Below are 13,455 nucleotides of genomic sequence, written 5' to 3'. Positions count from 1 at the left end.
CCTCGGGCGCTGGGGCCGGCGTCTTTATGATCGCCCGCTTCCAGCGGCAGGCCCTCGACACGACGCCCCATGACTGACGCCTTCAAGTTCCACCCCACCCCCGATGGCGGGGCCGGCCGCCTCGATGGCGTGCTCTCGGCCACCATGCAGCTGCTGACCCAGCTGCTGGAGGCCGTGCCGGCGCGGGTGGTGGTGCTGGACGTGAACGAGCGCCTGGTCTGGGCCAACAACGAGTTCTTCAAGTTCACGGGCCTGCACCCGGTGCAGGTGCTGGAGCAACCCATCGCCCGCATCATCGGCAGCATGGCCTACAGCGCCTACGAGTCGGTGCGCGGGCGCCTGGCCAGCGGGCAGACCGTGGCCTGGGAGGGCTGGATCGAGCTCTCGGGCGCCGGCCGGCGCTACATGCGCGAGCACCTGATCCCGGTGGACTGCCAGAGCGGCGAGCCGCAGGCCATCATCGTGGTCAGCCTCGACGTGACCGAGCTGAAGCTGCGCGACGCCGAGCTGTCGGCCAAGGTGCAGGAGCTGGAGGCCAGCGAGGCGCTCAAGTCCAGCATCTTCGACAACGCGATGGCGGCCCTGGTGTCCACCGATGCCCGAGGCATCGTGGTCGAGTTCAACCCCGCCGCAGTGGCCATGTTCGGGCTGCCGCGCGAGCAGGCCATTGGCCGCTCGGTGGCCGAGGTCATGATCCCCGAGCGCTACCGCAGCGCCCACAACGCCGGCATGGCGCGCGTGTCGAGCGGGGGCGAGGCGCGGGTGATGGGCCAGCGGGTCGAGATGTCGGCCTTGCGGGCCGATGGCAGTGAATTCCCGATCGAGATGATCCTGTGGCGCACGGCGGTGGGCACCGAGACCTTCTACACGGCCTCGCTGTTCGACCTGTCAGAGCGCCAGGCCGCGCAGACCGAGATCGAGCGCCAGCGTGAGGCCCTGCGCCAGAGCGAGAAGCTGACCGCCATGGGCAGCCTGCTGGCCGGCGTGGCGCACGAGCTGAACAACCCGCTGTCCATCGTCATGGGCCGCGCGGCCCTGCTGGCCGAGAAGCTCTCGGGCCAGGCGCTGGCGGCGGATGCCCAGCGCATCAACGAGGCGGCCGAGCGCTGCGGCCGCATCGTGCGCACCTTCCTGAACATGGCGCGCAGCCGGCCGGCCAACCGCACCGAGGTCTCGCTCAACGACCTGGCCACCGCAGCCATTGACATGCTGGGCTATGCGCTGCGCAGCCATGGCATCGAGATCGAGCCCGACCTGCTGCCGGGTTTGCCGAGCGTGAATGCCGATGCCGACCAGATCGGCCAGATCGTGCTCAACCTGCTGGTCAATGCGCAGCAGGCGCTGACCGGGCGCGACGGCGTGCGGCGCATCACCGTCTCCACCGGCCTCACGCCGACTTCCAACATGGACCGCCGCCGCTCCCCCCGCGTGTGGCTGCACGTGCGTGACAACGGCCCCGGCATCCGCCGCGAGGTGCAGGACCGCATCTTTGAGCCCTTCTTCACCACCAAGAGCGAGGGCATGGGCACGGGCCTGGGGCTGGCGGTGTCGCGCTCCATCGCCCGCGAGCATGGCGGCGAGCTGATGCTGCTGCCGCAAGGCGAGGGCGCCTGCTTCTGCCTGCAACTGCCGGTGAGTGGCGAGCGTGAGGTGCTGGACTCCGAGCCGGCGCCGCTGGCCGCGTCGACCGAGGGCTCGGCCCGCCTGCTGGTGGTGGACGACGAGCCCGAGATCGTCGAGCTGATGAGCGAGATGCTGGAGGGCGTGGGCTTTGAGGTGATGACGGCCGAGTCCGGCGCGGTGGCGCTGGCCATGCTGGCCGAGGCGCGCTTCGACGCCATCATCAGCGACCTGCACATGCCCGACCTCGATGGCGCGCGGCTGTGGCGCGAGGTCAAGCGCCAGTACCCGGCGCTCGCGCGGCGCATGCTCTTTGTGACGGGCGACACCCTGTCGGCCAGCGCGCGCCAGTTCCTCGACGAGACGCGCTGCGACAGCCTGAACAAGCCCTTTGCCAAGGCCGATTTGCTGTCACGCGTGAGACAGCTGCTGGAGCAATAGGGGTCAGGAAAGCCTGTGTAGGCGGAGCCGCCGGGCGGCCCAAGAATGGGCAGGTCCTTTGGCTCACGGAGTTCGTCTTGATGCACCGCCGCATTGCCCTGGCAGCCCTTACAGCTGCCGCCGTTTCTCTCCCCGCCCAGGCCCAGAGCCCGGCCTGGCCTACGCGGCCCGTCACCTGGGTCGTGCCCTTCCCGGCCGGGGGTGGCACGGACACCTTTGCGCGGCCGCTGACAGCGGTGCTCACGCGCCAGACGGGCCAGCAGTTCATCATCGACAACAAGGGCGGTGCCGGCGGCACGCTGGGTGCCAGCGTGGCGGCCAAGGCGGCGCCCGATGGCTACACCTTCTTCATGGGCGCGGTGCACCATGCCATCGCGCCAGCCATGTACCCCAAGCTGGACTACAAGCTGGACAGCGACTTCATCCCCGTGGGCCTGATCTCCAGCGTGCCGCAGGTGGTGGTGGTGCACCCGGGCAAGGTGCCGGTGGCTGACCTGAAGGGCCTGCTCGCCACCCTGCGCGCCAAGCCCGGCGCCCTGAACTACGGCTCCGCCGGCAACGGCACCTCGCACCACCTGGCGGGTGAGCTGTTCAAGATGCAGACGCAAACCTTCATCACCCACATCCCCTACCGGGGCGCCGGGCCTGCACTGCAGGACCTGATCGCCGGCCAGGTGGACCTGATGTTCGACGGCTTGGGCTCCTCAGCTCAGCACATCCGCTCCGGCCGCATCAAGGCCCTGGCCGTGGCGGGCACGAAGCGCGCGCCCGGCTTCCCCGACATCCCCACCGCCGCCGAGGCCGGCGTGCCTGGCTACGAGGTGGCCACCTGGTACGGCCTCTGGGCGCCCAAGGGCACGCCCAAGGAGCTGGTGGCCGCCATGCAGGCCGAGCTGCGCAAGGCCTTTGCCAACGAGGACCTGCGCCAGATCTGGATCGGCCTGGGCACCGAGCCGCCCAACCTCTACGGCGAGGCCTTTGGCCAGTTCGTCACGGCCGAGACGCGGCGCTGGGCCGAGGTCGTCAAGCGCTCTGGCGCACGATTGGATTGAATCAACACCATGAACCTGTTCACCGCCCTGCGTCAGGGCTTCCCGGCCGACCTGGAACGCACGGCCATCGATGCCGAAGGTGCGCTCTACACCTGGCGTGACCTGGACCGTGCGTCGGCCATGCTGGCCAACCTGCTGGCTTCGCTCGACCTGCCGGCCGGCAGCCGGGTGGCGGCGCACACCGACAAGAGCGTCGAGGCGCTGCTGCTCTATCTGGCGGTGCTGCGCGCTGGCCTCGTCTACCTGCCGCTCAACCCGGCCTACCAGCAGGCCGAGCTGGATCACTTTCTGCGTGACGCTGAGCCGGCCGTGGTGGTGTGCGCGGGGCGCAACTTCGGGTGGGTGAGCAAGCTGGCCTTCCAGCTGGGCACGGCCTATGTCTTCACGCTCAACGACGACCGCAGCGGCACCCTGCTGGACCGTGCGGCGCAGATGCCCGATGCGCACACGCCCGTGGCGCGCAAGGCCGACGACCTGGCCGCCATCCTCTACACCAGCGGCACCACGGGGCGCAGCAAGGGCGCGATGCTGAGTCACGGCAATTTGCTGTCCAACGCCCAGACGCTCAAAACCTACTGGGACTGGAAGCCGGGCGACGTGCTGATCCACGCACTGCCCATCTTCCATGTGCACGGGCTCTTCGTGGCCTCACACGGCGCCTTGCTCAATGGCAGCACCATGCTGTGGCTCAACCGCTTTGACCCGCGCGCGGTGATCGAGCGCCTGCCCCGCGCCACCGTCTTCATGGGCGTGCCCACGCTCTATGTGCGCCTGCTGGCCGAGGCCACGCTCACGCGCGAGGCCTGCCGCCAGATGCGGCTCTTCATCAGCGGCTCGGCGCCGCTCTTGATCGAGACGTTCAAGGACTTCGAGGCGCGCACCGGCCATGCGATCCTGGAGCGCTACGGCATGAGCGAGACCGTGATGCTCACCTCCAACCCCTGCCGCGCTGCCGATGGCACGCGCGTGGGTGGCACGGTGGGCCCGGCCTTGCCTGGCGTGCGCGTGCGCGTGGTGCGGGCGGATGGCAGCGCATGCGGTGTTGACGAGATCGGCGACGTGCAGGTCTCGGGGCCCAATGTGTTCTCGGGCTACTGGCGCTTGCCGGAAAAGACGGCTGAAGAGTTCACCGCGGACGGTTGGTTCAAGACCGGCGACGTCGGGCGCTTCGATGCCAAGCGCTACCTCACCATCGTGGGCCGCAGCAAGGACGTCATCATCACCGGCGGCTTCAACGTCTACCCGGCCGAGATCGAGAGCTACTTGAACGAGATGCCCGGCGTGGCCGAGTCGGCTGTGATCGGCGTGCCGCACCCAGACTTTGGCGAGGCAGTCGTTGCCGTGGTGACGGCGCGGCCGGGGCAGGCGGTGGATGCCGCTGGCTTGATTGCGGCGCTCAAGGCGCGCATTGCGGGCTTCAAGGTGCCCAAGCAGGTGGACGTGGTGCCCGAGCTGCCGCGCAACGCGATGGGCAAGGTGCAGAAGAACCTGCTGCGCGCCGCGCGTCAGGCACTGTTCAAGCGGTAACGCGGCGACGCAGCTCGGCCAGGGTGAGTTGCAGCACCTTGGCGTCGCTGCTGGCGCGGTGACGGCGCAGGGCCTGGCGTTCACGCACCGCATCGTTGGTGGCGTGCCAGCGGGCCGCTTCGTCGTCGGTCAGCAGGCAGCGCAGGTCTTCGAGCTTGAAGCTGGGTGAGCGCTCGGCGGCGTCATAGAGGCGCGAGAGCCAGGCGTAGTCGTGGCCCCAGGCGTCGCAGTACACCGTCTGGCCGGCCAGGCGCTTGTTGACCTCTTGGGCCACCCAGGCGGCAGGCTTGCCGTGCTGCAGCAGCAGCTCGCGCTGGATGCCGTGCAATTGCTCGGCCGAGGCGTCCCAGTGGACCCAGTCGGGCTCGGGCTGGATCAGGGTGCAAAAGAGCGCGCCGTCCGGGTCGACAAAGCCGATCTCGATGGGATAGCTGCCACGGCCAAAGCCCGAGGCTTCGATGTCGAGGATGGCGGGCAGCGCGCTCATGCCCCGCGCCTTTGAAAGGCGCCTGGGCATGGGCTGCGATGTTGAGTGTGGGTGGGCATGGGCGGGCTGATCGGCCTTGACGCGGCGGTAGCAGCCGCAGCCCGCCGTGCTCAGTCGCTGAGCACGAACGCCGGACCTGCCTCACCTCCGCGTGGCGGAGTGTGGCCCCCGGCGCTTGGCACGGTCAATGGCTGGCGGCAGGCGCCGGCGGCGCGGCCGTGACAGGCGGCGCACGCATCACGCGCGTCTTGCCACCAGTTGTGACCAGGATCACGGCCTCGCCCGGTGCAAATTGCTCAGAACCCTGGGCCTGCACGACCGAGCGACGCTCGCCATTGCGCAGTTGCAGCAGGATCTCGACCGCCGATTCACGCGTGGTGCTGCGCTCGATGGCATTGCCGATCACGGCCCCGGCCACCGCGCCGAGCACGCCAGCCACCTGGCCCTCACGCCGGCCGCCGACCGAGCCGCCACTGATGGCGCCCACCACGCCGCCAGCCACGGCGCCGACACCGCTCTGGTTGCCTTCCACCACGACCGGGCGGCTGGAGAGCACCGTTGCATCCAGCACCTGCGACATGCGCTGGGCTTCATGCCGGCCGATGACGTCGGGGTTGGAGGTGGCGCAGGCGCTCAGGGCCAAGGCCAGGGCGATCACGGTGGGCAGGGCAAGACGAGACATCTGGGGCTCCAGGGACAGCAGATCGCCGCCCAACGGATGAGCCTGCTGAGCCGTTGACGGCCTTGGAGCGTGGGCGGCAGAAATCCAGGCCCGCGCCGGGGTGAGTTGCTGGGCCAATCTAGACGCCGGCGAGGCGTTGGATCGGCCCCAACAACGAGCCGGCAACGACGAGTGGCCCCGCAACTCGCCCCGGCCCGAAGGGTTGGCCCCGGAAGGGGGGCGATTCGGCGTTGCACCGCTTGTCCGGGGGCCTACCCCGGACGGCGCGCTGCGCCTTGCCTCGCCCCCCTTCCGGGGCCAACGCGGGCCTGGATTTCTGCCGCCCACGCGCCTAGCCGCTTTATCCAGGTTTACCCGTGCAAGCGGCTGGAGCGCGGCACGCTGGCCAGCAGGAATTCCATCTGGTCGGTCAGGATGCGCCGGCCGCGCAGGATCATGTCCTCGTGCAGGCTGGGCGTGTAGGGCAGGTAGAGCAGGCTCATGTGGGCCTCCTCGGGCAGCCGGCTGCCCTTGCGGCCGTTGCAGGGACGGCAGGCGGTGATGCAGTTCATCCAGGTGTCGCGGCCCCCGCGCGAGGTGGGGTGGATGTGCTCGCGGGTCAGGATGTCCGGGTTGAACAGCCCGCCGCAGTAGGCGCACACATAACGGTCGCGCGCGAAGAGCTTGGAGTTGGTGAGCGCGGGCGCCTGGCGCCAGGCGCGGGTCGGGATGGCGCCGCGCACCGCGATGATGGGGTGCACCTCGATGCGGGACTGCCGCCCCGTGACCCGCTGCCAGCCGCCGCGCAGCACCTGGCAGGGCTCGCCCAGCGTCCAGGCCACGTCGTCGCAGCTGTAGAGGACGGCCGCCTCGCGCGTGGTGATCCAGGCCTGGGGGCGGCCAGATACGTCAAGCTGCAGCACATCCACGGGATCACTCTCCTTGAAAAGAAGCAGACACCTACGAGCACTGAAAACCACGCGCGTGCGAAGGACCGTGAAATCCTGCCGCGCAGGCTCCAAGGGTACTGCAAGCGCTTGACAGCTCTCAAGACGGGGCAATGCGTGTGGGGGGCCGTGACTTTCTTGGGGACTTCCCGGGGTTTAGGCCAGCAACCCTAGAAAAAGCCGGCGGCGGCTGCGGTGTAACCCGCGTGAAATCTGCAAAATAGAACGACCGTTCGTTTTATTCCACCCCACGCCAGTGCCCAGCCTGACCGAGTCCAGCAAGAAGGAGCGCCCGCTCTCGCTGCGCAAGCGCGAGGCCTTGGCGCGCTCCATGCACAAGGGCCAGCAGACGCGCGCCATCATCCTGGACGCTGCGCTCGGCCTGGCCTCGCACATGGGGCTGGAGGGCCTGTCCATCGGCGCCCTGGCCGAGGTGACGGGCATGAGCAAGTCGGGCGTGTTCGCCCACTTCGGCTCGCGCGAAGAATTGCAGATCGCCGTGGTGGCCGAGTACCACGGCAAGTTCGAGGAAGAAGTCTTCTTCGCCAGCATCCGCGACCCGCGCGGCCTGCCGCGCTTGCGTGCGCTGTTCGAGCGCTGGGTGCGCCGCGTCTCGGTCGAGATCGACTCGGGCTGCCTCTACATCAGCGGCGCCGTTGAGTTTGACGACCGGCCCGGGCCGGTGCGCGATGCGTTGGTGTCCATGGTCAAGGCCTGGCAGTCGGCGCTGCGCAAGGCCATCGTGCTCGCGCTGGAGGAGGGCCATCTGCTGCCCGATGCCGATGTCGAGCAAATCCTTTTTGAACTGCACGGCCTGATCCTGTCGCTGCACCACGACGCACGTTTCCTGCGCAACCCCGGTGCCTTGGCGCGGGCGGGCCAGGGCTTCGAGCGGATGCTCAACCAATACGCCACCGATGCGGGCCGCCAGGCGGACCGCAAGGCGCTTGCCAAACCCGCAGCGGCTCGCCGCTGACCCTTTTCTTAGATTCACTCACCCAGGAGTCTTCTCCATGCCTCAGTACACCCCGCCGCTGCGCGACATGCAATTCGTTCTGCATGAGCTGCTGAACGTCGTGGACGAGTTCAAGATGATTCCGGCGCACGCCGAGGTCGATGCCGACACCATCAATGCCGTGCTGGAAGAAGGCGGCAAGTTCGCCTCCGAGGTGATCGCCCCGATCAACCTCAGCGGTGACTCGGAAGGCTGCGCGCTGGACCGCAGCACGCATGAAGTCACGCCGCCCAAGGGCTTCAGGGAGGCCTACGCCACCTATGTGGAAGGCGGCTGGCCGGCCCTGTCCTGCGACACCGCCTACGGCGGCCAGGGCCTGCCGCACACGCTGAATCAGTTCTTCTACGAGATGCTGAACTCGGCCAACCAGGCCTGGACCATGTACCCCGGCCTCAGCCACGGCGCCTACGAGGCCCTGCATGCGCATGGCACGCCCGAGCAAAAAGCCGTCTACCTGCCCAAGCTCACCAGTGGCGAGTGGACCGGCACCATGTGCCTGACCGAGCCCCATTGCGGCACCGACCTTGGCCTGTTGCGGACCAAGGCCGAGCCTCAAGCGGACGGCACCTACGCGCTGACCGGCCAGAAGATCTTCATCTCGGCCGGCGAGCACAACCTGGCGGCCAACATCGTCCACCTGGTGCTGGCGCGCCTGCCGGACGCACCGGCGGGCTCTAAGGGCATCTCGCTCTTCCTCGTCCCGAAGTTCAAGGTGGCGGCGGATGGCTCCATCGGCGAGCGCAACGGCATCTTCTGCTCAGGCCTCGAGCACAAGATGGGCATCCACGCCAATTCCACCTGCCAGATGACGCTGGAAGGCGCCGTGGGCACCTTGGTGGGCGAGCCCAACAAGGGCCTGGCTGCGATGTTCGTGATGATGAACACCGCCCGCCTGGGCGTGGGCAACCAGTCGCTCGGCCTGACCGAAGTGGCCTACCAAAACGCCGTGGCCTACGCCAAGGACCGCATCCAGATGCGCTCGCTCTCGGGCCCCAAGGCGCCGGACAAGCCGGCCGACCCCATCATCGTCCACCCCGACGTGCGCAAGATGCTGCTGACCGCCCGCGCCTATGCCGAAGGTGCCCGCGCGCTGCAGGCCTACACCGTGCTGCAGCTCGACAAGGCCCTGGGCTCTGACGACGAAGACGAGCGCAAGGCCTGCGAGGCCGAGGTGGCCTTGCTCACGCCCATCATCAAGGCCTTCTTCACCGACAACGGCTGGATCGCCACCTCGCATTGCATGCAGGTCTTTGGCGGCCACGGCTACATCCACGAGTGGGGCATGGAGCAGTTCGTGCGCGACGCGCGGATCAACATGATCTACGAAGGCACCAACACCATCCAGTCGCTCGACCTGCTGGGCCGCAAGGTGCTGCACAACAACGGCGCCACGCTCAAGGCCTTTGGCAAGAAGATCATCGACTTCGTCGAGGAAGAGGGCGTCAACGAGGCCATGCAGGAGTTCGTCAACCCGCTGGCCGACATTGGCGACAAGGTCACCAAGCTGACGCAAGAGCTGGGTATGAAGGCCTTTGGCAACCCGGACGAAGTGGGCGCTGCTGCCGTGGACTACCTGCGTGTGGTGGGCCACCTGTGCTTCTCCTACTTCTTTGCGCGCATGGCCAAGATTGCGCTGGAGAAGCAAGCCAGCGGCGACCCCTTCTACAAGGCCAAGCTCGCCACCGCACGCTTTTACTTTGCCAAGCTGCTGCCCGAGACGGCCGGCCTGATCCGCAGCTGCCGCGCAGGGCTGGCGCCGCTGATGGAAATGGACGAAGCTCTGTTCTGAAGGAGGCCGAACGCCATGAAGCGACTGCTCGCGACGATTGCGCTGCTGCCTGGCCTGGCCATGGCGCAGTCCACGCCGGTTGGGGTCTGGAAGACCATCGATGACGACGGCAAGACGGCCAAGTCCATCGTGCGCGTCACCGAGACCGGCGGCGTGCTGTCGGCCGTGATTGAGAAGGTCCTCGACCCCAAGGCGGTCAACAACCGCTGCGACCTCTGCAAGGACGACCGCAAGGACAAGCCCATCGTGGGCCTGGAGATCCTGCGCGGCGTCAAGGCCGACGGCGACGGGCTGTGGGCGGGCGGCGAGATCCTCGACCCCAAGGACGGCAAGACCTACAAGGTGCGCCTCAAGCCCATCGAGGGCGGCGCCCGCCTTGAGGTGCGCGGCTACATCGGCGCACCGCTCTTTGGCCGGACGCAGGTCTGGCAGCGCACCGAGTAGGCCATGGGCGAAGTCTTGGCGCACGCGCGGAACCACAGCACCCAGCCGGCTGGCAAGGCTTGGTTCTGGCACCGGCAGCTGAAGAAGCCCTTCTTCGGGCGCTTCATGAAGCCTTGGCGCTGGCCTGCCGGTGTGCCGGAGCAGGGCTGGCAGCGCCTCAGCATCCTGAGCGACAGTCATGCGCGCTTGTCGGCGGTGCTGCAGTGCACGCCGGTTCAGCCGGCGCGAGGCGTTGTCGTGTGTGCCCACCCCATGGGCCTGGCCTGCAAAGGCTTCTGGCTGCGCCAGGGGCATGCTGAAGCCCTGCTGGCGGCGGGCTTCCACGTGCTGGCGTTTGACTTCAATGGCTTTGGCGAGAGCGAGTGCACCAACTTCGACTGGGCGGCCGATGTGGTTGCCGTGGGCCAGGAGGCGCGCCGCCGTTTCCCGGGCCTGCCGGTGCATGCGCTGTCAGCATCCTTTGGCGCCATGCACACGCTCAATGCCTTGACACGGCCCGACTTCCCCTTCGACCGCGTGGTGGCCGAAGGCGTGCCCGCCACGCTGCCCGACTTCTGGCGCCACTACCCGCTGCCCTATGCCTTCCTGCGCGCCTCGCAACTGGTGGCGCCCCAGATCGAGCGCCGCATGCGCCCCGAGCTGGCCATCACCCAGCTGCCCGCCCCCGTGCGCCTGTTGCTCGTCCACAGCCGTGGCGACCGCTGGACGCCGGTGGCCCAGGGCGAGCGCCTGCTGCGGGCGGCCCCGGCCGGTGCGGCCGTTGAGCAACTGACCCTCGAGCGCGCCGACCACACCCATGGCCTGCGCGACGAACGTGACACCTACTGGCCTGCCGTCGAGCGCTTCTTCACGGCGGACTGAGCCCACCCCTTTCGATTGCCCCTGATTGAATTTCCCAGGAGACCTCATGAGTTCCAAGTTCCAAGTCCGCAAGGTCGCCGTGCTCGGCGCCGGCGTGATGGGCGCGCAGATCGCGGCCCATCTCGTCAACGTCAAGGTGCCGGTGGTGCTGTTCGACCTTCCGGCCAAAGAGGGCCCCAAGAACGGCATCGTCACCAAGGCCATCGACGGGCTCAAGAAGCTCAAGCCCGCGCCTCTGGGAGACGCTGCGGATGCTGCGTTGATCCAGCAGGCCAACTACGAAGAGCACCTCGACCTGCTCAAGGACTGTGACCTCATCATCGAGGCCATCGCCGAGCGCATGGACTGGAAGCTCGACCTCTACACCAAGGTCGCGCCCTACATCGCCCCGCACGCCATCGTGGCGTCCAACACCTCGGGCCTCTCCATCACCAAGCTCGCCGAGGTGCTGCCGGAAGAAATCAAGCCGCGCTTTTGCGGCATCCACTTCTTCAATCCGCCGCGCTACATGTACCTGGTGGAGCTGATCCCGACGCCCACCACGCGCCCCGAGATCCTCGACCAGCTCGAAGCCTTCGTGACCACCAGTGTTGGCAAGGGCGTGGTGCGCGCCAAGGACACGCCCAACTTCGTCGCCAACCGCGTCGGCATCGCCGGCATGATGGCCACCATGATCGAGGCCGAGAAGTTCGGCCTCAGCGTCGACCTCGTCGACGACCTCACCGGCAAGAAGCTCGGCCGCGCCAGCAGCGGCACCTTCCGCACTGCCGACGTGGTGGGCCTGGACACCATGGCCCACGTGGTCAAGACCATGCAGGACAACCTGCAGGCTGACCCCTTCTACGGCACCTACGCCACGCCCAAGGTGCTGGCCGGCCTGATCGAGAAGGGCGCGCTGGGCCAGAAGACCGGCGCTGGCTTCTACAAGAAGGTCGGCAAGGACATCCTGCGGCTCGACCCCGAGAAATTGGGAACTGAAGGCGCCTACGTCCCCGCCGGCAAGAAGATGGACGAGATCGTCAGCCGCATGCTCAAGAAGGCGCCGGCCGACCGCCTGAAGCTTCTGCGCGAGAGCAGCAACCCGCAGGCGCAGTTCCTGTGGTCCATCCTGCGCGACAGCTTCCACTACGTGGCCGTGCACCTGGCCGACATCGCCGACACCGCGCGTGAGGTGGACTTCGCAATGCGCTGGGGCTTTGGCTCCCAGCAAGGCCCCTTCGAGCTCTGGCAGGCCGCTGGCTGGACGCAGGTGGCCGGCTGGATCGCCGAGGACATTGCCGCGGGCAAGACGCTCTCCAGCGCGCCGCTGCCGGCCTGGGTGACCGAGGGCCCTGTGGCCACCGCAGGTGGTGTGCACACGCCCGAGGGCTCCTGGAGCGCCGCCGATGGCGCCTTCAAGCCGCGCAGCAATTTGCCCGTCTACGCACGCCAGCCCTTCCCCGAGGCGCTGGTGGGCACCAACGCGGCTGACCCGCTCAAGGCGGGGACCGAGCTCTTCAAGAACGACGAGATCCGCGTCTGGACGCTCGATGGCCAGGTGGTCATCGCCTCCATCACCGCCAAGCTGCACCTCATCAGTCCGGCCGTGACCGAGGGCCTGGTCAAGGCGGTCGAGATCGCCGAAGGCGGCTACCAAGGCCTGGTGGTCTGGTCGCCCGACGACGTGTTCTCGGCCGGCGCCAACCTTGAGAGCCTGATGCCCGTCTTCATGAAGCTGGGCAGCAAGGGCATCGCCCCCGAAGAGAAGAAGCTGCAGGACGCCATGCTGCGCATCCGCTACGCGCAGGTGCCCGTGGTGGCTGCCGTGCGTGGCCTGGCCCTGGGCGGCGGCTGCGAGCTGGCGGTGCACTGCGCCCGCCGCGTGGCGCATGTCGAGAGCTACATCGGCCTCGTGGAAGTGGGCGTGGGCCTGATCCCGGGCGCCGGTGGCCTCACCTACATCGCCCGCCGCGCGGCGGAGATGGCGGCAGCCGGCAATGCCAATGCCGACCTGCTGATGTTCCTGAAGGACGGCTTCCTGTCCGCCGCGACCGCCAAGGTCGGCACCAGCGCGCACGAGGGCCGCAAGATTGGCTACTTGCTGGACAGCGACGTGATCGTGCCCAACAAGGACGAGTTGCTGCACGTGGCCAGCGCGCAGGTGCGGGCCATGGCCGAGTCGGGCTACCGGCCGCCGGTGAAGAGCACGTTCCCGGTGGCGGGCCGCAGCGGCATCGCGTCCATCAAGGGCCAGGTCGCCAACATGCGCGACGGCGGCTTCGTCAGTGACCACGACTACCACCTGGCCAGCTGCATCGCTGACGTCGTTTGCGGCGGCGAGGTCGAGGCCGGGTCGATGGTGACCGAGGAGTACTTGATGGCCATCGAGCGCAAGCACTTCTGCAGCCTGCTCGACAACCCCAAGACCCAGGAACGCATCATGGGGATGCTCCAGACCGGCAAGCCGGTTCGCAACTGATGGGGCTACTGCGCGAACGCCATGCGTCGTTGGGCGGTGCTCGGAATCCTCACGACCAGGGAGGTCGTTCCGGTTCCTGTGCTCCGTCCGCCTAGCCTGCCGTCCGCTCGCTACGCCCCCTCAGCCGCGAACCTTCACTCCGTTCCAGGCACA

General features: G+C 68.0%; 11 protein-coding genes. 8 read left to right on the top strand and 3 right to left on the bottom strand.

Going from position 1 to position 13,455, the window contains the following annotated elements:
• Positions 1–69: 69 nt before the first annotated feature.
• The 3 genes from ABDJ85_RS14575 to ABDJ85_RS14565 all read left to right on the top strand — a co-directional run bounded on the left by ABDJ85_RS14575 (position 70) and on the right by ABDJ85_RS14565 (position 4,640).
• A complete protein-coding gene (locus ABDJ85_RS14575; RefSeq protein WP_347705514.1) occupies positions 70–2,061 on the top strand; it encodes a hybrid sensor histidine kinase/response regulator in 1,992 nt (663 codons plus the stop codon).
• A gap of 80 nt (positions 2,062–2,141) precedes the next feature.
• A complete protein-coding gene (locus ABDJ85_RS14570) occupies positions 2,142–3,113 on the top strand; it encodes a Bug family tripartite tricarboxylate transporter substrate binding protein (protein ID WP_347705513.1) in 972 nt (323 codons plus the stop codon).
• A complete protein-coding gene (locus ABDJ85_RS14565) occupies positions 3,114–4,640 on the top strand; it encodes a malonate--CoA ligase (protein ID WP_347705716.1) in 1,527 nt (508 codons plus the stop codon).
• Here ABDJ85_RS14565 and ABDJ85_RS14560 read toward each other — a convergent pair.
• The 3 genes from ABDJ85_RS14560 to ABDJ85_RS14550 form a co-directional block, all read right to left on the bottom strand.
• On the bottom strand, positions 4,630–5,127 hold the full coding sequence (locus ABDJ85_RS14560; protein WP_347705512.1) for a 3'-5' exonuclease: 498 nt from the start codon (positions 5,125–5,127) through the stop codon (positions 4,630–4,632). The two genes, ABDJ85_RS14565 and ABDJ85_RS14560, sit on opposite strands and share 11 nt — an antisense overlap.
• 184 nt (positions 5,128–5,311) lie before the next feature.
• Entirely contained in the window at positions 5,312–5,809 is a 498-nt protein-coding gene (locus ABDJ85_RS14555) for an outer membrane lipoprotein (protein WP_347705511.1), read from the bottom strand.
• Positions 5,810–6,159: 350 nt separating this feature from the next.
• Positions 6,160–6,717 carry an HNH endonuclease gene (locus tag ABDJ85_RS14550; protein ID WP_347705510.1) on the bottom strand — a complete coding sequence of 186 codons (558 nt, stop codon included), beginning with the start codon at positions 6,715–6,717 and terminating at the stop codon, positions 6,160–6,162.
• A gap of 349 nt (positions 6,718–7,066) precedes the next feature.
• Here ABDJ85_RS14550 and ABDJ85_RS14545 point away from each other — a divergent pair, with 349 nt between their 5' ends.
• Genes ABDJ85_RS14545 through ABDJ85_RS14525 form a run of 5 tightly spaced genes read left to right on the top strand, consistent with a single transcriptional unit; the run spans position 7,067 to position 13,302 of the window.
• On the top strand, positions 7,067–7,711 hold the full coding sequence (locus tag ABDJ85_RS14545) for a TetR/AcrR family transcriptional regulator (protein ID WP_347705715.1): 645 nt from the start codon (positions 7,067–7,069) through the stop codon (positions 7,709–7,711).
• Positions 7,712–7,748: 37 nt separating this feature from the next.
• Positions 7,749–9,539, top strand: coding sequence for an acyl-CoA dehydrogenase C-terminal domain-containing protein (locus ABDJ85_RS14540; protein ID WP_347705509.1), 1,791 nt, complete (start codon positions 7,749–7,751; stop codon positions 9,537–9,539).
• A gap of 15 nt (positions 9,540–9,554) precedes the next feature.
• Complete coding sequence (locus ABDJ85_RS14535; protein ID WP_347705508.1) at positions 9,555–9,983, top strand: DUF2147 domain-containing protein; 429 nt, start codon at positions 9,555–9,557, stop codon at positions 9,981–9,983.
• 3 nt (positions 9,984–9,986) lie between these two features.
• Positions 9,987–10,844: an alpha/beta hydrolase gene (locus ABDJ85_RS14530; RefSeq protein WP_347705507.1), complete on the top strand. Its 858-nt coding sequence runs from the start codon at positions 9,987–9,989 to the stop codon at positions 10,842–10,844.
• 46 nt (positions 10,845–10,890) lie between these two features.
• Entirely contained in the window at positions 10,891–13,302 is a 2,412-nt protein-coding gene (locus ABDJ85_RS14525; protein WP_347705506.1) for a 3-hydroxyacyl-CoA dehydrogenase NAD-binding domain-containing protein, read from the top strand.
• The last annotated feature ends 153 nt before the right edge of the window (positions 13,303–13,455 follow it).

Origin of the sequence: Roseateles paludis (genome assembly GCF_039872745.1) — a bacterium.
Taxonomy (GTDB): Bacteria; Pseudomonadota; Gammaproteobacteria; order Burkholderiales; family Burkholderiaceae_C; genus Pelomonas; species Pelomonas paludis.
The sequence above is the reverse complement of the archived record's forward strand: the minus strand, read 5'-3'. Positions and strand labels throughout refer to the sequence as shown.

What these genes read in the sequence shown, in the direction of transcription:
- ABDJ85_RS14555 (WP_347705511.1), bottom strand. Translation starts at nt 5,809, where the DNA reads ATGTCTCGTCTTGCCCTGCCCACCGTGATCGCCCTGGCCTTGGCCCTG.
- ABDJ85_RS14575 (WP_347705514.1), top strand. Translation starts at nt 70, where the DNA reads ATGACTGACGCCTTCAAGTTCCACCCCACCCCCGATGGCGGGGCCGGC.
- ABDJ85_RS14535 (WP_347705508.1), top strand. Translation starts at nt 9,555, where the DNA reads ATGAAGCGACTGCTCGCGACGATTGCGCTGCTGCCTGGCCTGGCCATG.
- ABDJ85_RS14545 (WP_347705715.1), top strand. Translation starts at nt 7,067, where the DNA reads ATGCACAAGGGCCAGCAGACGCGCGCCATCATCCTGGACGCTGCGCTC.
- ABDJ85_RS14560 (WP_347705512.1), bottom strand. Translation starts at nt 5,127, where the DNA reads ATGAGCGCGCTGCCCGCCATCCTCGACATCGAAGCCTCGGGCTTTGGC.
- ABDJ85_RS14525 (WP_347705506.1), top strand. Translation starts at nt 10,891, where the DNA reads ATGAGTTCCAAGTTCCAAGTCCGCAAGGTCGCCGTGCTCGGCGCCGGC.
- ABDJ85_RS14530 (WP_347705507.1), top strand. Translation starts at nt 9,987, where the DNA reads ATGGGCGAAGTCTTGGCGCACGCGCGGAACCACAGCACCCAGCCGGCT.
- ABDJ85_RS14570 (WP_347705513.1), top strand. Translation starts at nt 2,142, where the DNA reads ATGCACCGCCGCATTGCCCTGGCAGCCCTTACAGCTGCCGCCGTTTCT.
- ABDJ85_RS14540 (WP_347705509.1), top strand. Translation starts at nt 7,749, where the DNA reads ATGCCTCAGTACACCCCGCCGCTGCGCGACATGCAATTCGTTCTGCAT.